The 25,014-nt window shown below is 74.6% G+C and carries 18 protein-coding genes and 1 pseudogene; 7 read left to right on the top strand and 12 right to left on the bottom strand.

Features of this window, described 5'->3' with window-relative positions; genetic code table 11:
* Positions 1-16 precede the first annotated feature (16 nt).
* Positions 17-1,036, bottom strand: a complete 1,020-nt coding sequence (locus JQN70_RS11375; RefSeq protein ID WP_204131455.1) for a glycosyltransferase — start codon at positions 1,034-1,036, stop codon at positions 17-19.
* Between the two features lie 67 nt (positions 1,037-1,103).
* Here JQN70_RS11375 and JQN70_RS11370 point away from each other — a divergent pair, with 67 nt between their 5' ends.
* A complete protein-coding gene (locus JQN70_RS11370) occupies positions 1,104-2,261 on the top strand; it encodes a CDP-glycerol glycerophosphotransferase family protein (protein WP_204131454.1) in 1,158 nt (385 codons plus the stop codon).
* 36 nt (positions 2,262-2,297) lie between these two features.
* On the opposite strand, the gene JQN70_RS11365 is transcribed toward JQN70_RS11370, so the two are convergent.
* Positions 2,298-4,232 carry a DUF6541 family protein gene (locus JQN70_RS11365; RefSeq protein ID WP_204131453.1) on the bottom strand — a complete coding sequence of 645 codons (1,935 nt, stop codon included), beginning with the start codon at positions 4,230-4,232 and terminating at the stop codon, positions 2,298-2,300.
* 124 nt (positions 4,233-4,356) lie between these two features.
* On the opposite strand from JQN70_RS11365, the gene JQN70_RS11360 reads away from it, so the two are divergent.
* Together JQN70_RS11360 and JQN70_RS11355 are read left to right on the top strand one after the other, a co-directional pair.
* Positions 4,357-5,841: a bifunctional cytidylyltransferase/SDR family oxidoreductase gene (locus tag JQN70_RS11360; RefSeq protein WP_204131452.1), complete on the top strand. Its 1,485-nt coding sequence runs from the start codon at positions 4,357-4,359 to the stop codon at positions 5,839-5,841.
* The gene (locus tag JQN70_RS11355; RefSeq protein WP_204131451.1) at positions 5,838-7,754 is read left to right on the top strand and encodes a glycosyltransferase family 2 protein; all 1,917 of its coding nucleotides are present in this window, start codon (positions 5,838-5,840) and stop codon (positions 7,752-7,754) included. The genes JQN70_RS11360 and JQN70_RS11355 overlap by 4 nt, the downstream gene beginning before the upstream one ends.
* 3 nt (positions 7,755-7,757) lie before the next feature.
* Here the strand turns inward: JQN70_RS11355 and JQN70_RS20950 are convergent, their stop codons facing one another.
* Together JQN70_RS20950 and JQN70_RS11345 are read right to left on the bottom strand one after the other, a co-directional pair.
* Positions 7,758-9,560, bottom strand: a complete 1,803-nt coding sequence (locus JQN70_RS20950; RefSeq protein WP_204131450.1) for a CDP-glycerol glycerophosphotransferase family protein — start codon at positions 9,558-9,560, stop codon at positions 7,758-7,760.
* Positions 9,557-11,347 carry a CDP-glycerol glycerophosphotransferase family protein gene (locus JQN70_RS11345; RefSeq protein ID WP_204131449.1) on the bottom strand — a complete coding sequence of 597 codons (1,791 nt, stop codon included), beginning with the start codon at positions 11,345-11,347 and terminating at the stop codon, positions 9,557-9,559. Before JQN70_RS11345 ends, JQN70_RS20950 begins: the two co-directional genes overlap by 4 nt.
* Positions 11,348-11,489: 142 nt before the next feature.
* On the opposite strand from JQN70_RS11345, the gene JQN70_RS11340 reads away from it, so the two are divergent.
* Together JQN70_RS11340 and JQN70_RS11335 are read left to right on the top strand one after the other, a co-directional pair.
* A complete protein-coding gene (locus JQN70_RS11340; protein ID WP_204131448.1) occupies positions 11,490-12,299 on the top strand; it encodes an ABC transporter permease in 810 nt (269 codons plus the stop codon).
* Positions 12,299-13,045: an ABC transporter ATP-binding protein gene (locus JQN70_RS11335; protein WP_204131447.1), complete on the top strand. Its 747-nt coding sequence runs from the start codon at positions 12,299-12,301 to the stop codon at positions 13,043-13,045. Before JQN70_RS11340 ends, JQN70_RS11335 begins: the two co-directional genes overlap by 1 nt.
* Positions 13,046-13,054: 9 nt before the next feature.
* Here the strand turns inward: JQN70_RS11335 and JQN70_RS11330 are convergent, their stop codons facing one another.
* From JQN70_RS11330 to JQN70_RS11310, 5 genes are read right to left on the bottom strand one after another with little or no spacing between them, the layout of a single operon-like run.
* Complete coding sequence (locus JQN70_RS11330; protein WP_239111441.1) at positions 13,055-13,441, bottom strand: DUF2304 domain-containing protein; 387 nt, start codon at positions 13,439-13,441, stop codon at positions 13,055-13,057.
* Positions 13,438-14,127, bottom strand: coding sequence for a glycosyltransferase family 2 protein (locus JQN70_RS11325; protein WP_204131446.1), 690 nt, complete (start codon positions 14,125-14,127; stop codon positions 13,438-13,440). Before JQN70_RS11325 ends, JQN70_RS11330 begins: the two co-directional genes overlap by 4 nt.
* 34 nt (positions 14,128-14,161) lie before the next feature.
* A complete protein-coding gene (locus JQN70_RS11320) occupies positions 14,162-14,965 on the bottom strand; it encodes a glycosyltransferase family 2 protein (protein WP_204131445.1) in 804 nt (267 codons plus the stop codon).
* Positions 14,962-15,798 (bottom strand): glycosyltransferase, encoded by an 837-nt coding sequence (locus JQN70_RS11315; protein WP_204131444.1) that lies wholly within the window; start codon positions 15,796-15,798, stop codon positions 14,962-14,964. Before JQN70_RS11315 ends, JQN70_RS11320 begins: the two co-directional genes overlap by 4 nt.
* A 10-nt stretch (positions 15,799-15,808) precedes the next feature.
* Positions 15,809-17,290 (bottom strand): lipopolysaccharide biosynthesis protein, encoded by a 1,482-nt coding sequence (locus JQN70_RS11310; RefSeq protein ID WP_204131443.1) that lies wholly within the window; start codon positions 17,288-17,290, stop codon positions 15,809-15,811.
* A 149-nt stretch (positions 17,291-17,439) separates the two neighbouring features.
* Here JQN70_RS11310 and JQN70_RS20085 point away from each other — a divergent pair.
* Positions 17,440-20,535: pseudogene (locus JQN70_RS20085) on the top strand (SpoIID/LytB domain-containing protein); the annotation flags it as partial.
* Between the two features lie 159 nt (positions 20,536-20,694).
* On the opposite strand, the gene JQN70_RS20080 reads toward JQN70_RS20085, so the two are convergent.
* A complete protein-coding gene (locus JQN70_RS20080) occupies positions 20,695-21,333 on the bottom strand; it encodes a CoA transferase subunit B (protein WP_239111488.1) in 639 nt (212 codons plus the stop codon).
* Positions 21,334-21,335: 2 nt separating this feature from the next.
* Complete coding sequence (locus JQN70_RS11300; RefSeq protein WP_204131441.1) at positions 21,336-22,118, bottom strand: CoA transferase subunit A; 783 nt, start codon at positions 22,116-22,118, stop codon at positions 21,336-21,338.
* A 322-nt stretch (positions 22,119-22,440) separates the two neighbouring features.
* On the opposite strand from JQN70_RS11300, the gene JQN70_RS11295 reads away from it, so the two are divergent.
* The gene (locus JQN70_RS11295) at positions 22,441-24,276 is read left to right on the top strand and encodes a peptidoglycan-binding domain-containing protein (RefSeq protein ID WP_204131440.1); all 1,836 of its coding nucleotides are present in this window, start codon (positions 22,441-22,443) and stop codon (positions 24,274-24,276) included.
* A 10-nt stretch (positions 24,277-24,286) separates the two neighbouring features.
* Here the strand turns inward: JQN70_RS11295 and JQN70_RS11290 are convergent, their stop codons facing one another.
* Entirely contained in the window at positions 24,287-25,012 is a 726-nt protein-coding gene (locus JQN70_RS11290) for a TIGR03089 family protein (RefSeq protein ID WP_204131439.1), read from the bottom strand.
* Between the last annotated feature and the right edge of the window lie 2 nt (positions 25,013-25,014).

Here is a 25,014-nt window from a genome sequence, read left to right as displayed (position 1 = left end):
ACCTCCGGGGGAGGCGTCAGCGGCGACGGACCCGGCTGCGGTCGACCGTGGTCCCCGCCCCGCGGGTGACGCCCTTGAGGAACCCCGCGCCCCAGCTGGCCTGGATGGTGGCGACGACGGCGGCGTCCCGGGCCCGGTCGCGGGGGGCGGTGGCCCCGGCGGTGGCGGCGACCCAGCCGAGGAAGCCGGCGTAGGCGACCGGCGCGAGGTGGGCCAGCGCGAAGGGCAGGGGGTGGCGCCGGTCGAGCCCGGAGAGGGCGACCGCGGCGCTCGTCCCGAGCCCGGCGACGACGGCCGGCGCGGCGAGGTAGCGCAGCCGGGTGCGGCCGTTGCGGCGGACCATCTCGCCGCGCCACACGCCGGTGGCCCACATCTGCCGCACGAGCGGCCGCCAGTCCTCGCGCGGCCAGTACGTGACCTCGACGTCGGGGACGAACCACACCTCGTACCCGGCCGAGCGCAGGCGCTCGTTGAGGTCGTAGTCCTCGCCGCGGCGCAGCGTCTCGTCGTAGCCGCCGACGGCGAGCAGCGCCGAGCGCCGGAAGACCCCGAGGTAGGCGGTCTCGGCCGGCCCGGCGGCGGACCCGGCGTGGTGCACGCCGCCGCCCAGGCCCAGCCCGCTGTTGTACGCGCGGGCGATGGACTCCTGGAGCGGCGTGCGACCCTCGGCCCGCATGATGCCCCCGGCGTTGGCCGCCCCCGTCTCGACGAGCACCTCGACCATCCGCCGCGTGTAGCCCTCGGGCAGCGCCGAGTGCGCGTCGACGCGGACGACGACCTCGCCGGTCGAGGCCGCGAGCGCGCGGTTGAGGCCGGCCGGGATGTCGGTGGCCGGGTTGTCGACGACCCTCACCCGGGGGTCGGCGGCGGCGAGCGCGGCGGCGACCTCCTCGGTGCCGTCGCTCGAGGGGGCGACCGCCACGACGACCTCCTGCTCCCCGGCGTACTCCTGGCCCAGAGCGGCCTGAACGGCCTCGGCCAGCCGGGAGGCCTCGTTGAGCACGGGGACGAGGTAGGAGACGGACGGGCTGGACACCGGGCACCTGTCGACGGGAGCGGGGGAGCGGGCAGGTCACGCTACCGGACCCGTATGCTCCCCCTCGATGAGCACGATCGGCCACGTCATCCGCCAGCTGCGGGTCCAGGCGAGCAACTGGTGGCGCGCCGACTCCACGGCCCGGGCGGCCACCGCCGCCACGCCGCTGCCCGACGCCCCCGTCGCCGTGTTCTTCGCCGGGGGCCCGGTCGAGCTCTACCAGCTCGCCGACTGGCTGCCCGTGCTCGAGGACCTCGACGAGGTCGTGCCGCTCGTCGTCGTCTGCACCCGCCCCGACGGCGCCCGCGCGGCGATGGCGGCCACCCGCCTCCCGGTGCGCCTCGCCAAGGGTGCCCCGGACCTCGAGCGGCTCGTCCGCTCCGACGGGGTCCGCGGTGTGCTCTACGTCAACCACCTCGAGCGCAACTTCCGGATGCTCCGCTTCGCCGAGCCGGTCCACGTCTACCTCGGCCACGGCGAGAGCGACAAGGACTCGAGCATCTCGAACCAGAACAAGGCCTACGACTACTCGTTCGTCGCCGGGCCCGCCGGCCGCGACCGGCTGCAGCGGGTCCTGCGCGGCTACGACGCCGCCGTCCGGGCGCCGATGGTCGGGCGCCCCCAGCTGGACCACGACTCGCCGGGCGCACCCTCCTGGGAGCGCGACGGCCGCACCCGCGTCCTCTACGCCCCGACGTGGGAGGGGGACCGGCCGGCGATGTCCTACGGCTCGGTCGCGACCCACGGCGTGGCGCTGGTCCGGGCGCTCGTCGAGGACGGCGGCTTCCGGGTGGTGTACCGCCCGCACCCGCGGTCCGGGACGACCTCCGACGCCTACCGGCGCGCCGACCACGAGGTGCGCGCGCTGCTCGAGTCGCCGGACCACCTCGTCGACACCGGTCCGTACGGGTGGCAGCGGGCCTTCGCCGACGTCTGCGTCACCGACGTCTCCTCGGTCGCCTACGACTGGGCGGCCACCGGCAAGCCGCTCGTCGTCACCCTCCCCGGCGCCGCGGCCACCCCCACCGACGGCTCACGCCTGCTCGACGCGGTGCCACGGCTCGCCGCCTCCGAGGCGTCGAGGGCCCCCGCCCTGCTGCGCTCGCTCGGCGAGGAGATGCCCGCCGGGTGGTCCGAGGTCGTCGAGCACTACGTCGGGGACACGACGCCCGGCGCCGCGACGGCCCGCTTCCGGGCGGCGGTGCTCGAGGCCCTGCGGTCCTGACCCGCGGGCACGGGGCGGCCGGTCGGAGGCCGCCGGTCAGCCGTCGGCGCAGCCGGCGAACCGGTACAGGGTGTACGGCCCCGCGGTGCGCACCCGCTCCCAGCCCTGGGCGCCGTCGACGCCGTCGACCCCCTCGTAGGGCCGGGTGGCCCCCCGCGAGCTGCTCGCCGGCTCGCCGCCGGTGATCGCCCAGCCGACGTCGAGCCGGGTGGCCGCGGCGCAGACCTCCGGGTCGGAGGCCGCCTCGTCGAGCCGCCGCCCGAGGAGCTGCTGCACCGGGTCGGTCGGCAGCGTCTTCTCGTTGGGGAAGAGCATCCGGACGTCGTGCAGGAGCCCGAGGTAGGAGCCGCCGCGCCAGGGGTTGGCGGCGACGACCGCGCCCGCCGGCAGGTCGGCGCCGAGGTCGTCGAGGGCGCGCAGCTCGGCCCGGCTGACCCACGTCGCGCGGTCGTCGGCCGGGAAGTAGGGCCGCAGGACCTCGGCGCGTGCGGAGGCGTTGGCCCCGAGCGTCACGAGGAGGAAGGCGGCGCCGACGGCGGCGGCCCGGACGAGGCCTCGGCGGCCGTCCTCGCGCGCGACGCGGCGTCCCGCCCCGGCGAGCGCGACGAGGGCCGCCGTGACGAGCAGGGCCATCGGCACGACGAGGAGGACGGCCAGCCGCGGGGAGTTGTTGAACCACGGCCAGGTGAGCAGCCGGGTCCGCGGGGAGTCGACGACGGCGACCGCGAGGTAGAGCGCGCCGACGACCAGCCAGGCGAGCGGCACCCAGGCGGTGCGGGCCCGGCGCAGGGCGAGCACCAGCCCGAGGAGGACGAGCGCGCCGGTGACCCACAGGGCGGGGGAGGAGCGCGGGGCCGAGAAGAGGACGTCGACGAGTCCGCTGCGCCACGACATCTCCGGGCCGGGCGGGTTGGACTCGCGCATCGACGGGGCGAGCCGTCCCCCGAGGTACCACGCCGCGCCGCCCCCGGCGACGAGGACGACGGCCGCCGCGGCCGCGAGCAGCCGGTGTCCCGGCCGCGGGGCGCGCACGGCGAGGACGACGAGCGTCCAGCCGAGCGCCGCCCCGCCGAGCACGGCGAGCCCGGCGACGGCGTTGGGGTGCGCCGCGCCCAGGCCCCCGACGAGGAGGACGAGCAGGACCCACCCGGCCGGCGAGCGGGGCGAGCGCAGCAGCCCGAGACCGACGGCGAGCGCGGCGGGCAGCAGGGCCTGGCCGAGGAGGTTGGGCCAGAGCACCCCGTACCCGGCCAGCCAGGTCGGGAAGGCGGTGAAGGCCACGGAGACGACCGGGGCGAGGAGGGCCACGGCGTCGCGGCGGCCGAGCACCGTCGTCGCGAGGTGCGTCATGGCCGCCGGCCAGAGCAGGGCCGCCGACACGACGGCGAGCGAGCCCGCGGCGACCGCGACGTCGCACCCGGTCAGCTGGACGACGGTGGCCGCGACCGCGTGGAAGGCCGCCGGGTAGAAGCCGGTCTGGTCCGGTCGGACGAAGGACTGCGCGTGCAGGGTCGAGACGTCGTGCTGCTCGACCATGGCCCGGATCGTCTCGAGGTGGAAGATCGTGTCGGGCTGCTGGGGCAGCGCGTCGGCGGCCCCCGTGACGGTGAGCAGCGGCCACGCCGCGAGGACGGCGGCGACGCCGCTGCCCGCCACGAGGGCCCACGGGGTGGGGGCGGTGGCCGGCGGCGGCACGGACCGGCGGGCCCGGCCGACCGCGGCGCCCGCACCCCACGCGAGGAGGGTGACGACGACGAGGACGAGCGGTGACCACGCGAGGCCGGCCACCGAGGAGAGGACCCCCGCGAGGGTGAGGACCCCGACGGTCAGCGGCCCCGCGGCGCCGAGCACGACCACCCGGTCGGCCCGGGCCAGCCGCAGCGCCACCCCTCCCGGGAGGAGGAGCAGCGCGAGCGTCGCGAGCAGCACGGGGGCGGCGCCGGACCACGACTGGACGTCGGGTGAGATCACGGGACCGGCCCCGTGGAGCGCCGCGGGGTCACCTGGTCTCGCATGGCAGGGATTCTAGGGTGGGCCGCTCGGCCGCCCGAGGGCGTGGGTGCTGGCCGCGACGGGCCCCGGTAGGGTCGGCCGGGTGAGCGAACTGCGGACCGTGGCCGTCGTCCTGGCCGGTGGAGTGGGCAGCCGCGTGGGCCTGAGCATCCCCAAGCAGCTGATCAAGATCGCCGGCCGCCCGATCATCGAGCACACGATCGAGACCCTCGACGCGAGCCCGCTCGTCGACGAGATCATCGTCATGATGACGCCGGGCCACCTCGACCCGGTCCAGGAGCTCGTCGACCGCGGCGGGTACGCCAAGGTCACGAAGGTCCTGCCCGGCGCCGACACCCGCAACGGCACCACCGTGCGGGCCCTCGAGGCGATCGGCGACGAGGAGTGCAACGTCCTCTTCCACGACGCCGTCCGCCCGCTGCTCAGCCAGCGGATCATCGAGGAGTGCGTCGCGGCCCTGGCCACCTACGAGGCCGTCGACACCGCCATCCCCTCGGCCGACACGATCATCGAGGTCGACGAGCGCGAGGTGATCCGCGACGTCCCACCGCGCGCGATGCTGCGCCGCGGCCAGACGCCGCAGGGCTTCCGGCGCTCGGTCATCTCCCGGGCCTACGAGATCGCCGCGCAGGACCCCGACTTCACCGCCACCGACGACTGCACGGTCGTCCTGCGCTACCAGCCGGACGTGCCGATCTACGTCGTCGCCGGCGACGAGCGGAACATGAAGGTCACCGAGCCGATCGACGTCTACCTCGCCGACAAGCTCTTCCAGCTGACGAGCCACGACCTGCCCCAGGACCGCACCGACGACGAGCTGCGGGCCGCGCTCGAGGGGCGCACGGTCGTCGTCTTCGGCGGCAGCTACGGCATCGGCGCCGACATCGTCGAGCTGGCCACCGAGCTCGGGGCCACGGTCCGCTCGTTCAGCCGCTCCTCGACGCGCACGCACGTCGAGCGCCGCTCCGACATCCGGCGGGCGCGCGAGGAGGTCCTCGAGGAGACCGGGCGCGTCGACTTCGTCGTCAACACCGCGGGCGTCCTCCCGCGCGGCACGCTCGAGGAGACGAGCGAGGACACGATCTACGCCGCCACCGAGATCAACTACATCGCGCCGATCCTCATCGCCCAGGAGTTCTACCCCTGGCTGCGCGAGACCTCCGGGTCGCTGCTGCTCTTCACGTCCAGCTCGTACACCCGCGGTCGCTCCGGCTACAGCCTCTACTCCTCGGCGAAGGCGGCGACGGTCAACCTCACCCAGGCGCTCGCCGACGAGTGGGCCAAGGAGGGCGTCCGCGTCAACTGCGTCAACCCGGAGCGCACGGGGACTCCCATGCGCACCAAGGCCTTCGGCGCGGAGTCGCCCGACACCCTCCTCGACTCGCGGACGGTCGCGCGGGCGGCCCTGCGGGTCATGCTCTCCCCGCAGACCGGCTACGTCATCGACGTCCGGCGCGCCGACCCGTTCGCGAGCCACGAGCTCTCCGCGCAGGTCGCCGACGACATGCACCAGACCGAGCCGCACGACGAGATGCCCGAGGGCGCCGACGCGGCGGCCGACCGATGAGCACGACCACGCCCGGCACCGCCGGCCCGCGGCCCAGGGTCACCGTCGTCGTCCCCCTCTACAACCCGGGCGAGTACCTCGACCCGTGCCTCGAGTCGCTCGCGGCCCAGACGATGGCGCCGGAGGACCTCGAGATCCTCCTCGTCGACGACGGCTCCACCGACGACACGCTCGAGCGGGCCCGGGCCTTCGAGGCCGCGCACGCCAACGTCCGGGTCATCCCGATCCCCAACTCGGGCTGGCCGGGCAAGCCGCGCAACATCGGTACCGACGAGGCGCGCGGCGAGTACGTCATGTACGTCGACCAGGACGACCGGGTCGAGCCCGACGCCCTCGAGCGGATGACCTCGGTCGGCGCCGCCCACGGCAGCGACGTCGTCATCGGCAAGGTCATCAGCGACTTCCGCGGCGTCAACCACGAGGTCTACCGCGAGGACCGGCCCTCGTGCACCGTGCACGACGCGCCGCTCATGGAGAGCCTGACGCCGCACAAGGCCTTCCGCCGCGACTTCCTGCGCGAGCACGGCATCCGCTACCCCGAGGGCCCGCGCCGGCTCGAGGACCAGCTGTTCATGGCCCAGGCCTACTTCGCGGCCGGTGCGGCGACCATCGTCTCGGACCGGGTCTGCTACCGGTACCTGCGCCGGCCCGACGGCGGCAACGCCGGCTCCAAGCGGTTCGACCCGGCCGTCTACTACGCCAACCTCGCCGAGGTCCTCGACGTCGTCGACGCCCACGTGCCGCCGGGCCGCGAGCGCGACGACTTCTACCGGCGCTTCCTGCGGGTCGAGCTGCTCGGCCGGCTCGGGGGCAAGAAGGCGCTCAGGCACGACGACGAGTACCTCGACGCGCTGCTGCGCGAGGTCCGGGGCCTCCTCGACGGCCGGTTCGCCGACTCGGTCGCCGCCGGGATGGGGGCGGCGATGCGCTCGCGCACCGGTGTCGTCCGGCGCGGCACGCGCGACGACGTCCGCGACCTCGCCCGCCGCTACAACGCCGTCAAGGCCGTCGCCATGCTCGTCGACCAGCGGGTCGAGGGCAGCGCGCAGCGCATCGACGTCGAGGTCCGCTGGACCTTCCGCGGCGACCCGCTCGTCCTCGACCGCGTCGGCGACCGGCTGGCCCTGCCGCGCTCGGTCGTCGGGTCGCTCCCCACCGACGACGAGCGCCGGGTCGACGACCAGCTCGACACCATCGCGGGCGACGTCGTCGTCAAGCACCGGTCCTCCCTCGACGAGTGGTTCGTCGGGCCCCGGCTCACCGGCGGCATCGAGGACGGCCCGTCCGGCCCCGAGGTCGTGCTGCGCGGCAGCGTCCTCCTCGACGCCGCGACGGCCGCGCTCGGGCACCCGCTGCGCGACGGGGTCCAGGACCTCTACGTCCGGGTCGGGGCCTTCGCCTGGGCGCGCAGCCAGCGGCTCGGCGCCGACCGCGCCGGCGGGCTCGTCGCGGCCGGTCCGTCCACCGACTCCTCGGGCCGGGTCGTGCTCGCGTACGACACCGACCCGCACGGCAACCTCAGCCTCGACGTCGCGCCCGGCGAGGGCGGCCTGCGCGAGCGGGTCCGCCTGCTGCGGGTCGCGTCCGCGACGCCCACGGAGGTCGTCCTGGCCGCCGCGTCGGGCCCCGGGCCGACCCTGCGACCCCGCGGGTCCGCGGGGGAGGGCTGGACCAGCGCCGCGGGCGCCGACGGACGGCTGCGGGCCACCGGTCCGGCGCTGCCGACCGGGACGCACCGTCTCGTCGTCGGGTTCGGCGGTGCCGAGGTCGTCCTCGAGACGACCCTCGCCGTCGACGGTCGCGGACGGGTCACCGTCCAGGCCCCCGCCGCCGCGACGCCGGCCGCCCGGCCGACCGGGCGGCCGGCGTGGCGCCGGGCGCTCTCGCGGCTCAAGCGCGCCCTCGGGCGCTGACGCTCAGGGGCGTCCGGCCGCCGAGGCCTCCTCGGAGGTGAGTCGCTGTCGCTCGGCGACGGCGACGACGGCCTCGTCGATGGCGGCGTCGAACCGGGCCACCGGGTCGGCCGTGCTCTCGCCGAGCAGGTGCACGGCCGTGCGGGCGCGCTCGCTCGCGTGGCGGTCGGGGCCGCGCGCGTCCTCGACGGCCTCGACGACACCCGACCCGTCGCCGGCCAGCACCCACGCGCCCGCGGCCGACGGGAACGCGGCGCGGAACTCGTCGACGTCGCCGTCGCTCGGGTCGGTGACGACGTACGGCTTGCCGGAGGCGAGGAAGTCGGTGATGACGCTCGAGATGTCGCTGACGAGCACGTCGGCCCGGTTGAACGCGGTGTAGAGCCCCTCGGTGGACTCGACGACCTCGTGCGGCTCGCCAGCCGCCCGCACGAGCGCGAGCAGGCGCTCGACCTCGGCGCCGAACGCCGGGTCGTCGGTGCCGGTGCCCGGGTGGGGCTTGAAGAGCACGCGCACCCGCGGCATCGCGAGCAGGCTCTCGAGGATCGTGGCGCCCTGGGCGAGGATCGACGAGTACTGCCAGGTGGCGAAGAAGCCCTCACGGGTCGGGGCGTAGAGCACGGTCGTCACGTCGTCGGGCACGTCCTCGAGGACGGGTTCGTCGGCGACGGCCTCGCGGGCCACGACCCGCTCGATCTCGGCGAGCTGCGGACGCCCGATCTCGCGGATCTGGTCGTCGCGGACCCCGACCTGCTCGACGTGGTACCGCTCGCGGGCCGCCGGTCCGCTGACCCAGGCCTCGTCGAAGATGCGGGTGAGGGTCGTCGCGCTCCCGCCCTTGTCGCTGTCGCCGTGCCCGATGAAGACGTCGACGATGCCGGGCATCCGGATGAGGTGGTTGTTCTTCGCGACGTTCGAGGGGTACATCGCGAGGCGCACCGACGGCGGGACGACGCGCTCGATGTCGGTGGCGTTCGTGACGCAGACGACGGGGATCGTCGAGGTCTCGACGAGGTCGGCGTTGTACTGCTCGCGGGCGATGACGACGACCGAGCGGTCGAGCTGCTCGAGCACCGGCATCCAGACGTTGGCGATGTAGCCGATCGCCTCGGGGCGGCTGTAGTAGAGGACGACCTCGGCCTCGAGGGCGGCGAGGCGCTCGCCGACGAGGGAGGCCAGCCGCTCGGGGCCGGGCTCGCGGCGCACGCGGAGGGCGTCGAGGGCGGCCAGGGCGGCGAGCCCGGCGGCGACGGCGACGGCCACCGCGGCACCGGTCCACAGCACCGCGTCCGGGGCGCCGAGCTCGCGGGCCGCCGCGATGACCGAGAGCACGAGGAGGACGACGGAGAGGGCGACGTCGCGCCGGGCGAGCAGGCGCGGGGCGAGCGGGCGGGACACCCCGGCCGCCGGCACGTCGAGGTTGCGCCACGACACGCGCACCTCGCGCCGCAGGACGGTGTCGTGCCGGAGCACCTCGGTGCCGCCACGCAGCAGCCAGACGAGGCCGACCGCGCCGGCGACGACGAGGAAGGCGGAGCGGTCGTCGCGCAGCCACGAGGCGGCGAAGCCGACGAGCAGCGCGTCACGCGCCCCGGCCCGCACGGTGGCGCCGACCTGAGCGGACTCCAGCGACCGGGCGACGCGGGGGCTGCGCTCGAGGAGGACCTCGGCGAGCACCGCGATGAGCGCGGCCAGCGCGAGCAGCGGCCCGGCGACCGAGGTGGTGCCGGAGAGGAGCACCGCGAGCAGGCCGAGGGCCAGGCCGACGCCGGTGACCCCGAGGACGGGCAGGACGTCGCGCCTCACCGGGGGGCCTCCCGGTTCGTCTCGAGGACGTGGTCGTGGCGCTCGGCGGCCCGCAGGCACGCGGCCTCGACCTCGTCGGCGAAGCGGCCGATCGGGTCCGGGGACGGTTCCCCGAGGAAGTACTCCGCGAGCCGTTCGCGGCGCTCGCGGTACGGGTCCGTCGTCACGGCCTCGCGGACGAGGTCGACGACGCGGTCGCCGGGAGAGAGGACCGGGCCGCCCGAGGTCGAGGGGAAGTCGCGCTGCATCGCCGCGGTGTCGCGGCGCCGCGGGTTCGTCACGACGTACGGCTTGCGGGAGGCGAGGAAGTCGGCGACGACGCTCGAGACGTCGGCGACGAGGACGTCGCAGGCGTTGAAGGCGTCGTAGAGGGCGTCCGGGCCCGGGGCGACGAGCGTGCCGCGCGGCGAGCGGCGGACCATCTCGGTGACCTCGGCGAGCGCGCCCGCGGCGTCCGAGCGCCGGTTGCCGGTGGCCGGGTGCGGCTTGAAGAGGACCCGGACGGGCGGCTCGGCGCGCAGCAGCTCGCGGACCAGCCCGACGCCCATCGAGGCGACCGAGGAGTAGTCGACGTCGTCGAAGTTGCCTTCCCACGTCGGGGCGTAGAGGACGGTCGGGGGCTGCTCCACCGGTGCGCCGGACCGCAGTCCGACGTGCGCGAGCTGCGGGCGACCGACGACGACGAGCTGGTCGAGGCGCACCCCCTCGCCCTTCGTGAGGTACCGGTCGCACGCCGCGCGCCCGGCGACCCAGATCTCGTCGAAGACCCGGTGCAGCGGGCTGTACGTGACCGCCTTGTCGCCGTCGCCGTGGTTGATGAACACGTGCCGGACGCCGGGCAGCCGGATCATGTGGTTGTTGCGGATGACCGTCGTCGGGTAGAGCGCGACGAGCACGGAGTCGGTGTGGACGAACTCGACGTGCACGGCGCTCGGTGCGATGACGAGGGGCAGCGTCGTCGGCAGGAGGTCGTCGAGGTGGTGGCGCTCGCGGACGACGAGCAGGGTCCGGCGGCGGACGCGCTCGAGGGCCTCGAGCCACACGTTGAGCTGGTAGGTGGTGCCGATCGGGCCGCTGAAGTACACGACGACCTCGGGGGCGAAGTCCTCGACCGCCCGGCGCAGCCGCTCGTTGTCCTCGGTCGCCGAGGGCAGGTGGCGGACGACCGCGCTGCGACGCACGCCGGCCAGGATGCAGGCGGCGAGGGCGAGGAGGGTGAGCGCGGCCCCGACGGCGAGGACCACCGACCCCGCGCCCGCGACGACGGCCCACAGCCCGACGACGACGAACACGTCGCAGAGGAGCAGGACGAGCCGGCCGCTGAACGGGCCGACGACGGGGAGGATCGGCGGCAGCCGCAGCGGGCCCTCGAGCTCGCCCTCGACGTCGAGGCGCTGCCAGGCCAGCCGGCCGCGGCGCACCGACGCGTGGTGCGCCGTGAGCACCCGGTACCCGAGGTGGGCGGCCGGCACGGCGAGGACGGTGACGACGACGGGGACGACGAGCCGGATCGCCGGCTCGACGGTGAGCAGCCAGGCCAGCACCGAGACCGCGTCGCGGAGCATCGCCCGCTGGAGCGGCGCCATCTCGCGCTCGCCGAGCCAGAGGTCGACGCGCGGGTCGCCGGCCGCGAGCGCCGCCTCGCCGGCGTAGAAGAGGGCCACGGCGACGAAGCCGAGCCACGGCAGGCCGAGGACGGCTGCGACGACGGCGAGCCCGACGGCGACGAACCACCCGAGGGCACCGAGGGCGGCGGTGCGGACGGCGGGGTCGCGCAGGGACTGCATGCGGCGGGCACCTCTCGGCGGGGACGGACGGGAAGCCGATGTCGATCGTAGACGGGAGCGCGCCGCCGGTCCGTCACGGGCGCGGGCCCCCCGCCGGGTAGCGTGTACCGCTGGCAGCCGGCCACCGACCACCCGAGGAGCCATGGAACTCGTCCGCCGCACGCGCGCGCTGTGGGCCCGTCGTGGCGTCCTGTCGACCCTCGTGACCCGTGACCTGCGGGTCCGCTACGCGCAGAGCGCCCTCGGGTACGTCTGGACGGTCCTCGACCCGCTGCTCATGTCGCTCATCTACTACGTGGTCTTCGTCCTCATCCTCAAGCGGGGCGACCTCGGGCACCAGCCGTACTTCCTCTTCCTCGTCATCGGCCTGCTCAGCTGGCAGTGGTTCTCCGCCTCGCTCACCGACACCAGCAGGGCGCTGATCTCCGAGGCCAAGCTCGTCCGCTCGACGAACCTGCCGCGCGAGATCTGGGTCGTGCGGGTCATCGCGAGCAAAGGCGTCGAGTTCGTCCTCTCCCTGCCCGTGCTGCTCGTCTTCCTCGTCTTCTACCTCGTGCGCGGGCACGCGCACCTCAACGGGTGGCTCGTGCTCTTCCCGCTCGCGCTCGTCCTCCAGGCCGTCGCGCTGCTCGGGCTGGGGCTCATCCTCGCGCCGGTCACGGTCCTCGTCACCGACATGCAGCGGGTCGTGCGCATCGTCCTGCGGATGCTCTTCTACGCCACCCCGGTCATCTACACGACGCACCTCGTCGACGCGCCGTACGACAAGATCTTCTGGCTCAACCCGATGACCGGCATCCTCGAGCTGATGCGTGCCGGCTTCTTCCGCCACGACAGGTACCCGATCGTCTGGGGCGCGATCGGCACCTCGGTCGTCGTCTCGGTCGTCCTGCTCTTCGTCGGCGTGGCGGTCTTCCGCCGGCTCGAGCGGCCCGTCCTCAAGGAGATCTGATGTCCGAGCCGGTCATCTCCGTCGAGGGCCTCGGCGTCGAGTTCTACCGCTCGCGTCGGCGGCGGATGCAGCTGCGCGAGATGCTGTTCCGCGGGCGCACCGGCGCCCCGCGCGAGACCTTCTGGGCGCTGCGCGACGTCTCGTTCGACATCATGCCCGGCGAGGCGGTCGGCGTCGTCGGGGGCAACGGCGGCGGCAAGTCGACCCTGCTCAAGATGCTCGCCGGGGTGCTGCTCCCCGACGAGGGCACGGTCACCGTCCGCGGCGGTGTCGCCCCGCTCATCGAGCTCACCGGCGGGTTCGTCGGCGAGCTGACCGCCCGCGACAACGTCTACCTCATGGGCGGGCTGCACGGCCTGCCCAAGAGCACCATCGACGAGCGCTTCGACGAGATCGTCGACTTCGCGGGGCCCCAGGTGCGGGCCGGGCTCGACACCCCGTACCGGCACTTCTCCTCGGGCATGAAGGTCCGGCTCGGCTTCGCCGTCGTCACGACGCTCGACGAGCCCATCGTCCTCGTCGACGAGGTGCTCGCGGTGGGGGACAAGGCCTTCCGCGACAAGTGCTACGACCGGATGGAGGGGCTGCTCGCCGAGGGGCGCACGCTCTTCCTCGTGAGCCACAGCGAGAAGGACCTGCGCCGCTTCGGCGACCGGGCCCTGTACCTGCGCTCCGGCGAGCTGGTCATGGACGGCCCGATGGGCGAGGTCCTCGACCGGTACAACGCCGACCTCGAGGCCGGCTGAGCGCAGCGCTCAGGCCCGCCCGGGGTCCTGCTCGTCGCGGGCCGGCGGCTCGGGGGTCGGCAGCGTGCCGGCCACCTCGTCGAGGGCGATCCGCCGGGCGAGGCGCGTGTACCGGCTCTCGAGGTCGCGGAAGCGCAGGTAGCTCGTCACCGTGTAGCTGAGGAACGCGACGACGAGCGCGTAGAGCACGAGGTCGGTGCCACGACCGACGCCGACCGCCCGGGCGATGCGGCTCCAGAGGTCGGGGAAGAAGACCGAGACGACCGCGAAGGCCGCGAAGACGAGCAGCCCGAGGCGCCGGATGGCCTGCGAGCGCGCGCCCCGGGAGCGGAAGAGCCGGGCGACGACGGCGCCGATGACGGCGACGAGGATGACCTGGATGAGCAGCACCTTCATCGGAGGATCAGCTCCACGAGGATGTTGACCGAGTTCCACAGCGACTGGCCCTTGGAGCGCGAGTAGTCGGTGTAGAGGATGTGCACCGGGCTCTCGCCGTAGCGCACGTCCATCGACCCGATCTGCGCGACGAGCTCGGAGGCGTGGGCCATCCGGTTCTGGGTGATGTCGAGGCGCTCGACGACGTCGCGGCGCAGCAGGCGCAGGCCGTTGTGGGCGTCGGTGAGCCGGGTGTGGGTCGTGAGGTTCGTGTACCCGACCGCGGCCCGCAGGACGAGCTTCTTCGCGAGGCTCGGGCTGGTGCGGTCGTCGAGGAAGCGCGAGCCGAAGACGACCTGGAGGTCCTCGGCGCGGGCCTTGTCGAGCATCGCGAGGACGTCGTCGGTCTGGTGCTGGCCGTCGGCGTCGAAGGTGACCGCCCACCGCATGTCCGGGCGGGTGCGGACGAACTCGAAGCCGGTCTGCAGGGCCGCGCCCTGGCCGAGGTTGACCGGGTGGCGGACGACCACCGCCCCGGCGGCCCGGGCGGCGTCGGCCCCGCCGTCGGACGAGCCGTCGTCGACGACGACGACGTCGGGGAAGACCGTGCGGGCCTGGGCGACGACGTCCCCGATGACCGAGGCCTCGTTGAAGAGCGGGATCACCAGCCAGACGCCCGCGGTGTCGACCTGCCGTGTGGTGTTCATCGGGGACCAGCGTACGGGGCCCGGCCCGCCGGCCTCACCACCCGGCGTCCGCGGCCCGGCGGGCCCACCAGCGCAGGCCCTCGTACTTGACGCGGGCCACGTGCCCCCGCCGCCGGCGCCCGGTGGCGACGTGCTCGGCGTGCCGCAGCACCGCGCTCGGGAGGTAGCGGACGGTGAGCCCGAGCCGGGCGCACTCGCTGCCGAACCACAGCTCCTCGCCGAAGAGCGCGAAGGGGTAGTCGGTGCGTCCGCCCTCGGCGAGGTAGCGGGGGGTGAGGACGACGCACGACCCGTGGCCGGCGAAGACCGCCGTGCCCGGGGCCACGCCGTCGACGGTGCGCGAGCTGTGGCCCTCGCGGCGCAGGAGCATGACGTCGGCGACGGCGGGGACGCGGTGCACGGCGGCGAGCATCCGCAGCCACCGGGCGCCCGGCGGGGAGAGCAGGTTGGGGTTCTGGTCCTGCCCGAGCGAGCCGATGACCGAGGGGGCCAGCCACCCGGCGTCGGGGAACTCGGCGACGCCCGCGAGGAGGGCGTCGACGCAGCCGGGGTCGGCGACGAGGTCGCAGTTCGACAGCACGAGGGGGAGGGCGGGGTCGAGCTCGGGCAGCGCCCGGTGCAGCGCCGGCAGGTAGCCCGGGTTGTCCTCGAAGTCGAGGACGCGCACCCGGGTGTCGTCGGCGAAGGCCGTGCGGGCGGCCGCCGCGTCGCCGGGCTTGTTGGCGCAGAGGACGACGTCGACGGGCGCGTCGGCGCCGAGCGAGGCGACGAGGCCGCGGGCGTCGTCGACCCCGCCGTACGAGACGACCACCCAGGTGAGGGCCGGTGGGGTGCTCACGCGCCGACCTCGCTCGCCCGGCGCCGGAAGAGCAGCGCGTACACCGGTCCGAGCAGCCGCCCGGGGACGAGCCGGAAGGCCCCGCGGAGCACGAGGTTGAGCGCCAGCCGCGGGGTGCCGATGACGCCGGCCTCGCGCAGCCGGCGCTGGATCGCCCACTCGTGCCGCAGCATCCGCCAGCCGCCCCGCCGGGAGATCATCTCGTCGCCGGCGTTGAAGAGCACGAGCGGCTCGTCGAGGTTCTCGGCCCGCGCACCGGCGGCGAGCATCCGGGCGAAGAGGTCGTAGTCCTGCATGTAGCGCAGGTCGGCGTACCCGCCGACGCCGAGGGCCAGCTCGCGGCGGAACACCGACGTCGGGTTGTTCACCGGGTTGTTCATCGGGAGCCGACGGACGATCGCCGCGTGCGAGGTGGGTACCGCGCGCAGGCCGAGCACGTGCTCGGGGTCGCCGCGGAACTCGAGCATCGAGGAGCCCACGAGGTCGAGGCCGTGGGCCTCGACGCGCTCGAGCTGGCGCTCGAGGCGGGTCGGCAGCGACACGTCGTCGCTGTCGTGGCGGGCCACGAAGTCCTGGGTGGCGAGCTCGAGGCCGCGCGCCGAGGCCAGCCCGCTGCCGACGTTGCGCGGCAGGCGCTCGACCCGCAGCGCGGGGTGCGCCTCCTGCGCGCGGCCGATGGCCGCGTCGAGGGCGTCGGGCACGGGTCCGTCGACGACGACGAGGAACTCCTCGGGCGGCCGGGTCTGCCCGACGACGGAGTCGACCGAGCGCTCGAAGTCGGCGACGGAGGTCCCGTGGTAGGTCGTCATGAGGACGGTGACGGTGGGGGGCACGGCGAGCAGTCTAGGAGGGAGGGGCGTCCCCACCGCCGCCGCGCAGCGTCGCCCAGAGGCTGGCCACCTCGCGCCGGTTGAGCCACCACCACGCCGCGGCGAAGACCGCCGCCGCCCCGAGCTGGGCCACCGCCCCGACGACGCCGTCGAGGCCGCGGGTGGCGACCGCGAGGACGGCGACGAGGACGACCCCGGCGACGAGCCGGGCGACGAGGTCGGCCCAGGACTGGCGCTCGAGCCACCACACGGCGCCCATCGTGCCGAGCGACGCACAGCCCGCGCCGACGAGGTACCCGAGGGCGACGCCGTCGACCCCGAGGGAGGGGGCGAGGACGAACCACGTCGCGACACCGAGGACGAGGCCGCCGAGGTTGATCGCGGCGACGACCTGCGGCCCGCGCCGCCGGGTGGACTGGAGGGCGGTCGCGCCGCCGAGGGCCACGGAGGTGAGCATCACCGCGCCGAGGAGGACGGGCAGGACGGTCGCCGAGCGGGTGAAGGAGGCGCCGTAGACGACGGAGATGCCGAGCGGGCTGACGATGACGAGGACGCCGATGGCGCCGACGAAGATCGCGACGAGCCGGCGGGCGATGGCGTCGCTGTGGCGCGTGACGGCGGCGTGGTCCTCGCGGCCGGCCGCGGCGACGAGCGGGGGCACGAGGGCGGTGATGAGCGCGATGGAGAACATCGACATCGGGGTCGCGAGGGAGAGCGCGGCCGCGAAGTCGCCCGCGCCGGCCTCGCCGCCCCAGTGGTGGGCCGCGAGCTGGGAGGCCTGGAGCAGGCCCCCGCTCGCGAGGACGCCGACCGCGGAGAAGGCGATCCACTGGTCGACCTCGCGCCGCGCGGCCTTCTCGAGCCGGCCGTGCGCGCGGGCCGGCCAGGTCGCGACCGCGAACAGCGCGTAGCCGACGGCGAGCGGCAGGAGGGTCAGCAGGTCGAGGTCGAGCACGAGGACGACGGCCAGCACCGAGAGCGACGTCGCCGCGGCGATGGTGTCCCAGAGCGCGACCTGCCGGAAGCCGAAGAGCCCGAAGCGGATGCCGCGGGTCGTCACGTAGACCGAGTACGCCCAGCAGAGGACGACGCTCGCGACGACCTGGACCGGTGCCAGGCCGAGCCACCGGGCGCCGAGCAGGCCGGTGGTCGTCGGGAGGACGGTGGCGACGAGGAGGGAGCGCAGCGCGATGTGGCGGGCGACCCGCAGGGCACCCTCCTCGTCGTCGAGCGAGCGACGGAGGGCGACGAAGCGGGTGCCGGCGTTGGCGGCGGGGGCGGCCCAGGCCAGGCTCGTGAGGACCGAGATCGACAGGGCGCTGTTCGCCTGGCCGAGCAGCTCGCGGGACCCGAGACGGCCGATGACGACGCTGTAGGCGAGCCGGGCGGCGCCCTGGACGGCGGTGGCGTAGGTGCTCAGCGCGGCGTGGTCGCGCAGCCCGCCGGCGGGCGGTCCCCCGGACGGCGGCTCCGGCTGCGGGGGCGCGGACGACACCGGCGCAGCATACCCGCGCGGGTGCTGTGGACCTCACCGAAACCCCGGTACGCGAGTGACGGGTGTGACACACTGCGAAGCACCCTGCCATCCCTCGGTGGGCCTCGTCGCGCCACCGGGGACCCTCTAGTCACCTCTGTGGATCCCCCATGAGAACTCTCCGAATCCTCGCCGCGTCCACCCTCCTCTCCGGTGTCGCCGTCGTCGCGCCGATCGCGGCGCCGGTGGTCGCGCGGGCCGTCCCGCCGCGGGTCGAGGACGTGCCGATGCCGACGGCCACGCCGACCCCGTCCGCGGAGCCCACGGCCCCGACCCCGACGGCCTCGGCCACCCCGGACGCGACGCCGAGCCGGTCGGCCGCCGTGGCCTCGCCGACGCCGACGACGGCCACGCCGTCCGCGGCGACGGGCGAGCAGCAGAGCCTCCTCGAGCGCGACGGCGCGGACCTCGACGTCGTCGGCGTCAGCTTCCCGGACGAGGCCTCGGCGGCGCGGACCACCGTCGAGGTGCGGACCCGGGTCGACGGCCGCTGGAACGCCTGGGTCGAGGCCGAGCTCGACGCCCACGGCCCGGACGGTGGCACCGAGGAGGCCCGCCGGGCCCGGGTCGCGACCGAGCCGGTCGCGGTGTCCGGCTCCGACGACGTGCAGATCCGGGTGCGCGCGCCGCGCGGGGTCGACCTGCGCAAGGCCACCGCCGCCCTCGTCGACGCGGGCGACAGCCCGGCGGACGCCTCGGTGGGGCAGCAGCCGCTCGGCGCCGCGAACGCCGCGGGCCTCGCCCCGGCCATGATCACCCGCAAGCAGTGGGGAGCCGACGAGAGCCTGCGCGGCTGCTCGCCGACCTACAACGACGAGATCGAGGGCGCGGTCGTCCACCACACCGTCAACGCCAACGACTACTCGTCGTCGCAGGCGGCCGGTCTCGTGCGCGGCATCTACGCGTACCACACGCGCTCCAACGGCTGGTGCGACATCGGGTACAACTTCCTCGTCGACCGGTTCGGCCGGCTCTACGAGGGCCGCTACGGCGGTGTCGGCCGCAACGTCCAGGGCGCGCAGACCGGCGGGTTCAACTCCCAGACGGTCGGCATCGCGTCGATCGGCACGCACGCGAGCTCCGAGTCGGGGGCGACCAAGCCGTCGAGCGCGGTCCTCAAGACCGTCACGAACGTCATCGCGTGGAAGGCCTGGCTCAACGGCTGGGACCCGCGCACCTCGACGACCTTCGTCGCCGGCTCGGGCGCCGACAAGTACTCGCCGGGCACGAAGATCACCCGCAACCGGGTGTCGGGGCACCAGGACTTCAGCCTCACCTCCTGCCCCGGCAACCTCTACTACGACCTCCTGCCCTCGCTGCGGTCCTCGGTGGCCACGCGCTACCAGGACTACCTCGCGAGCACGGGCAACACCGTGGCCGGCACGGCCGGTGACGAGGTGTACGGACGCCCGGAGACCTCGTCGTTCTCCCTGTCCGGCAAGGGCTTCGGCCACGGCCGCGGGATGAGCCAGTACGGCGCCTACGGTGCCGCGCTCAAGGGCCTGTCGACCGAGTCGATCCTCGCGTTCTACTACCCGAAGACCTCGCTCGTCTCGACGGTCGGCAACCCCACGCTCCGGGTGTGGCTGTCGGTGGCGGGCAGCGGTGGGACCTCGGTGCGCTCGACGCCCGATCTCGTCATGAGGTACGGCAGCCGCACGGCCACGGTCTACGGCCGCAACGCCGACGGCAGCGTCCGCGACCGCTGGCGCCTCGTCCCGGACTCGACCGGGCTGGTCCTCCAGTGGCTCGAGAACGGCACGTGGCGCAGCACCTCGTCGTGGAAGGGCATGACCGGCGGCGTCCAGCTGAGCGACGCCAAGGCCGGCAAGGTCCACGTCGTCCTGCCGGGCGGCGAGGAGCGGGCCTACCGGCGCACCGTCGAGACGACGCGGAACGGCTCGGGGGCCCTGACGACCAACGTGCTGTCGCTCGACTACTACCTCCAGAGCGTCGTGCCGTCGGAGATGCCCGCCTCGTGGTCCGCGGCCGCCCTGCGGTCCCAGGCCGTCGCGGCGCGCACCTACGCGCTCTACCAGAAGGCGCACCGGCCGAGCGGGTCGCTCTACGACGTCTGCGACAGCACGTCCTGCCAGGTCTTCAAGGGCCTGCACGGCTACACCTCGAGCGGTGGCGTCATCCCCTTCGAGAACCCCGCGACGACCGCGGCGGTCGGGGCGACGAGCGGTCGGGCCGTGTACTACGGCGGTGCGCCCGCGCTCACCGAGTTCTCGTCCTCGAACGGCGGCTACACCGTCGCCTCCTCGCTCGCCTACCAGGTGTCGACGAAGGACCCGTACGACGGCGTGCCGTCGGGCAGCCCGAACCAGTGGACGACGAGCATGTCGATCGCCGCGGTCGAGAAGGCCTTCCCGAGCGTCGGCCGGCTGACCTCGCTGCGCATCAACGGCCGCAACGGGGTGTCCACGTGGGGCGGTCGCATCGAGTCGGTGACGGTCGAGGGGCTCTCGGGCACGAGCACGGTCTCGGGTGACTCCTTCCGGGGCAAGCTCGGCCTGCGCAGCACCTGGTGGACCGTCACCTCGGCCCCGTCGCAGTCGGCCGCGTCCTTCCCCAAGGACCTCACCGGCGACGGACGTGGCGACCTGCTCGCCGTCGACGCCTCGCGCCGGCTGACCATCGTCGCGGGCAACGGCGCGGGCGGCTTCTCGAGCTCGCCGCTCGCCGGCACCGACTGGTCGAAGGTCTCGCTCGTCGCGAACGTCGGCTCGTGGGACGGCGACAACCGGCACGACGTCGTCGAGCGCGACGGCGGCACGCTCTACTACCACCCGGGCGACGGCGACTCCGGGCTCTTCCCCCGGCTGCCGATCAGCTCCGGCTGGGAGGGCGTGGACTGGGTCGGCGGCGTCGGCGACATGGACCAGGACGGGCACACCGACTTCCTCGCCCGCCAGGTCAACGGCCAGCTGAAGATCTACCGGGGCAACGGGCGCGGCGGGGTCGTCGGCACCCAGCTCATCGGCACGGGGTTCGGCGCGTACCGGCTCCTCGTCTCGCCCGGCGACGTGACCGGCGACGGCCTGCCCGACGTCGTCGCCGTCCGCTCGAGCGACAACGCGATGCTGCTCTACGCGGCGGCCTCCACCGGCGACGGACGGCTGTCCGCGCCGGTCGTGGTGGCCCCGTCGGTCGCCGGCTTCACCGACATCCTCGGGCCCGGTGACGTGACGGGCGACGGCCGGAACGACATGGTCGGGCGCCGCGCCAACGGGGCGCTCGTCGTGCTCGTCGGGGACGGGGCGGGCCACTTCTCCGCCGCGCCGTCGGACGTCCCGGGCACCGCGCCCGGGGGCAGCGGGCCCCGGGGGTCGTCCTGCCCCGGACCCGCCGGGCCGTCGACCTCAGGCGAGGTCGACGGCCAGCGGGGCGCCGGTGGCCTCGCGGACCTGCTCCTCGGTGACGTCGGGCGCGAGCTCGCGCAGGACGAGGCCGTCGTCGGTGACGTCGATGACGGCGAGGTCGGTGATGATCCGCTGGACGACCTGCTTGCCGGTGAGCGGCAGGCTGCACTCGGCGACGATCTTGTGCGAGCCGTCCTTGGCGACGTGCTCCATGAGGACGACGACCTTCTTGGCGCCGTGGACGAGGTCCATCGCGCCGCCCATCCCCTTGACCATCTTGCCGGGGATCATCCAGTTCGCGATGTCGCCGGTGGCGCTGACCTGCATGGCACCGAGGATGGCGGCGTCGACCTTGCCGCCGCGGATCATCCCGAAGGACAGGGCGGAGTCGAAGTAGGAGGCGCCGCGGCGGACCGTGACGGTCTCCTTGCCGGCGTTGATGAGGTCGGGGTCGACGGCGTCCTCGGTGGGGTAGGCGCCCACGCCGAGGATGCCGTTCTCGGACTGCAGGACGATCTCGACGTCGTCGGGCACGTAGTTCGGCACGAGGGTCGGCAGGCCGATGCCGAGGTTGACGTAGGCGCCGTCCTCGAGCTCGGCGGCGGCACGGGCGGCCATCTGCTCACGGGTCAGCGGCATGCTCAGGCCTCCTGGGTCGCGCGGACGGTGCGCTTCTCGATGTGCTTGTCGGCGGCCTGCTCTGGGGTGAGCGGCAGGACGCGCTGGACGTAGATGCCGGGCAGGTGCACCTCGTCGGGGTCGAGCTCGCCGGGCTCGACGAGCTCCTCGACCTCGGCGACGGTGACCCGGCCGGACATCGCGCACAGCGGGTTGAAGTTGCGGGAGGACTTGTTGAAGACGAGGTTGCCGTGGCGGTCGCCCTTCCAGGCGCGCACGAGGCCGAAGTCGGCGACGATGGCGTGCTCGAGGACGTACTCGCGCTCGGTGCCGTCGGCGCCGGCGAAGACGCGGACCTCCTTGGCGGGGGAGGCCTTCTCGACCCCGCCGGAGCCGTCGTACTTCCACGGCAGGCCGCCGTCGGCGACCTGGGACCCGACGCCGGTCGGGGTGAAGAACGCGGGGATGCCGGCGCCGCCGGCCCGCAGCCGCTCGGCGAGCGTGCCCTGCGGCGTCAGCTCGACCTCGAGCTCGCCCTCGAGGTACTGGCGGGCGAACTCCTTGTTCTCCCCGACGTAGGAGGAGACCATCCGGCGGATCTGCTTGCTCGCCAGGAGGATGCCGAGCCCCCACTCGTCGACCCCGCAGTTGTTGGAGACGACCTCGAGGTCCGTCGTGCCGGCCCGGTGGAGCTCGGCGATGAGGACCGAGGGGATGCCGCAGAGCCCGAACCCACCGACGGCGAGGGTGGCCCCGTCGGAGATCCCGGCCACGGCCTCGGCTGGCGTGGTGACGACCTTGTCCATGCTCGGCACCCTAGCGCGGGGCCACCGGGCCCCGGCGACGGGTGCCGGCCACACAGGGGCGCCGGGGGAGCGGGTCGGGGCGACACCCGGGGCGGCTCCGGGGTCGCCCGCGGGCCGCTGACCTGCGGCATCGTCCGAACGGTCCGACCCGCACAAGTACACGTGTGTAATTCGACGGAAACGGTTGCGCAGGCGCCACGCTCGATGAGAGAACAGGTGTGCCCGGTGATCCAGTGGTGACGGATGTGACGTCTGTGACGACGGATTCCGGGTGCGCCCGGCCCCCTGCCCCGGGCGCGCCCGCTCGTCGGAGGAGCCCTGCGTGACCCTGCCCAGCCCCGACCCGTCGCCGCTGCGACGGGTCCCCGTGCGCACCCTCGGTGCGCTCTCGGCGTCCGTCATCGTCCTCCCCCTCGCGGGGGGCACGGCCGAGGCGGCCACCATCCCGCTGCCGAAGCCGGACCGGACCCTGCCGAGCGCGCTCGACGTCGCACCGCCGTACCAGCCGGGCACGCTCTGCCTCACCGAGAACCAGGTCGGCCCGGTGGCGTTCGCCAAGCTCCTCGACGCCACCTACGGCAAGCACGTCTGGGGCGTCCTCCGCAAGTGCGACCAGGAGCACGGGGAGGGCCGGGCGCTGGACTGGATGCTCAACGCGAACAAGGCCTCCGACCTCGCCCTCGGCAACGCCATCACCCGCTGGCTGGCCGCCCCCGACGCCCAGGGCCGTCCCGGCGCGATGGCCCGCCGGCTCGGCGTCAACTACCTCATCTGGAACCGGCAGCAGTGGAAGGCGTGGGCGCCCGAGCGCGGCTGGACGAAGTACACCGGCTCCTCGCCGCACACCGACCACATCCACATCTCGTTCACCTGGGACGGCGCGGTCAAGCGCACCTCGTGGTGGACCGGCACGGCCGTGACGACCTACCTCACCGGCCCGCCGAGCACGCCGCAGCAGATGTCGAACGACCCCAAGGACTACGTCAAGGTCACGCTGCGGCGCGGCTCGCGCGGCAAGCCCGTCGAGGTGCTCCAGAAGACGATCGGCGGCCTCGCGGTCGACGGCTCGTTCGGGCCGGCCACCGAGGCGCGGGTCAAGGCGTACCAGAAGTCCAAGGGCCTCTCCGAGAACGGCATCGTCGACAGCCGCGTCTGGAACGCGCTCATCGCGGCACCGGGGACGACCGGGCCGGCCGGGTCGGGCTCCTCGACCTCGTCCTCGCTCGCCAAGTACGCCGGCACCGTGCTGCGCCGCGGCTCGCGCGGCGAGGCCGTCAAGGCCCTGCAGAAGGCGATCGGCAAGCTCGCGGTCGACGGGTCGTTCGGGCCGGCCACCGAGGCGCGGGTCAAGGCGTACCAGAAGTCCAAGGGCCTGACCCAGAACGGCGTCGTCGACAGCCGGGTCTGGAACGCGCTCATGGGCAAGAAGGCCTCGGGCTCGAGCACGACCACCAGCCCGCTCGCCAAGTACTCCGGCGTCGTCCTGCGGCTGCACAGCCGGGGCGAGGCGGTCAAGGCCCTCCAGAAGGCGGTCGGCGGGCTCGTCGTCGACGGGTCGTTCGGCCCGAAGACCCTCGCCCGGGTCAAGACCTGGCAGAAGTCGAAGGGTCTGGCGGTCGACGGGGTGATCGACGCCAAGGACTGGAAGGTCCTCGCGGGCGGCTCGTCCGCGGCGAAGACCGTGGCGCCGGCCACGGCCGCCCCCGCCTCCTCGTCCGCCGTCACGGCGACCGAGTTCACGCCCGTCAAGGGCACGACGCTGCGCACCGGCTCCACCGGCAGCGCGGTGAAGGTGCTCCAGCAGGCCCTCGGCGGGCTCGCGGTCGACGGCCGGTACTCCTCGGCGACCCAGGCCCGCGTCGTCTCGTTCCAGCGCGCGGCCGGCCTCAAGGCGACCGGTGTCGTCGACCGGGCGACGTGGGACGCGGTCGAGCGCAGCGCCCACCCGCTGCTGCCGTACTGGAACACCGTCCTGCGGCGCGGCTCGCACGGAGCCGGAGTCGTCGCCCTCCAGAAGGCCCTGCGCATCACCGCCGACGGCTCCTACGGCCCCGCGACCGAGGCCGCGGTCAAGGCGGCCCAGAAGGCCTCGCACCTCGCGCAGACCGGCGTCGTCGCGACCCTCACGTGGAAGGCCGTGGAGGCCCGCTCCCGCTGACCGCGGCGGCTCAGGCCGTGGCGGTGACGCCCTCGCTCGCGAGCCTCGCGGCGAGGGCGTCCGGCTGCGGCGTGCCCCGGGTGAGCACGACCGACCCGTCGCCCGCCCAGGCGGCGAGCGCGGTGCGCAGCAGCCCGGCGGGGTCCGTGGTCTGCGTGTGCACCCGGCCGCCCGTGGCGTCCGTCGGGACGACCCCGGCGAAGGTGAGCCGCGTGCTGCCGGTGCGCAGGGCGACGTCGTCCGCGTCCGGCTCCTCGTGGGCGACGAGCACGTCGCCGTGGGTGGCCAGCTGGCGGGCCTCGTCGACCGCTCCGGCGGGCACCTCGACCGCGGCCTGACGGGCCAGCGCCGCGAGCGTGACGACGACGAGGTCGCCCGCGCCGGCCCCGCGCGCGGGGTCGTCGGTGACGACGACGTCGGCGCCGCTGCCGTCCTCGTCCGGCCCGGCCACCTCGACACAGGCGCCGACCGACCACGCCGCGAGCGCCCAGTAGAGGGTGCGCCAGTGCGGCGGCAGCGCGAGCCGCACGACGGTGCCCGGCCCGGCGTCGAGCTCGTCCTGGAGGAGGTTGCCGGCCTTGGCGACCCAGTTGGCGAGCACCCGGGCCGACAGCTCGACGCGCTCGCCCCGGGTCGGGCCGTCGGTGTCGTCGTAGACGGTGACCCGCGGGCGGCCCGGGTCGGCCGCGACGAGGTCGGCGAGCAGGGCGGCGGGGGTGCGGGCGGAGGGGGCCATCG

The organism is Phycicoccus sonneratiae (assembly GCF_016887965.1).
In the GTDB taxonomy this organism is placed as follows: Bacteria; Actinomycetota; Actinomycetes; order Actinomycetales; family Dermatophilaceae; genus Phycicoccus; species Phycicoccus sonneratiae.
Note: the sequence above shows the minus strand (reverse complement) of the source record. Positions and strands in the feature narration are given on the sequence as shown.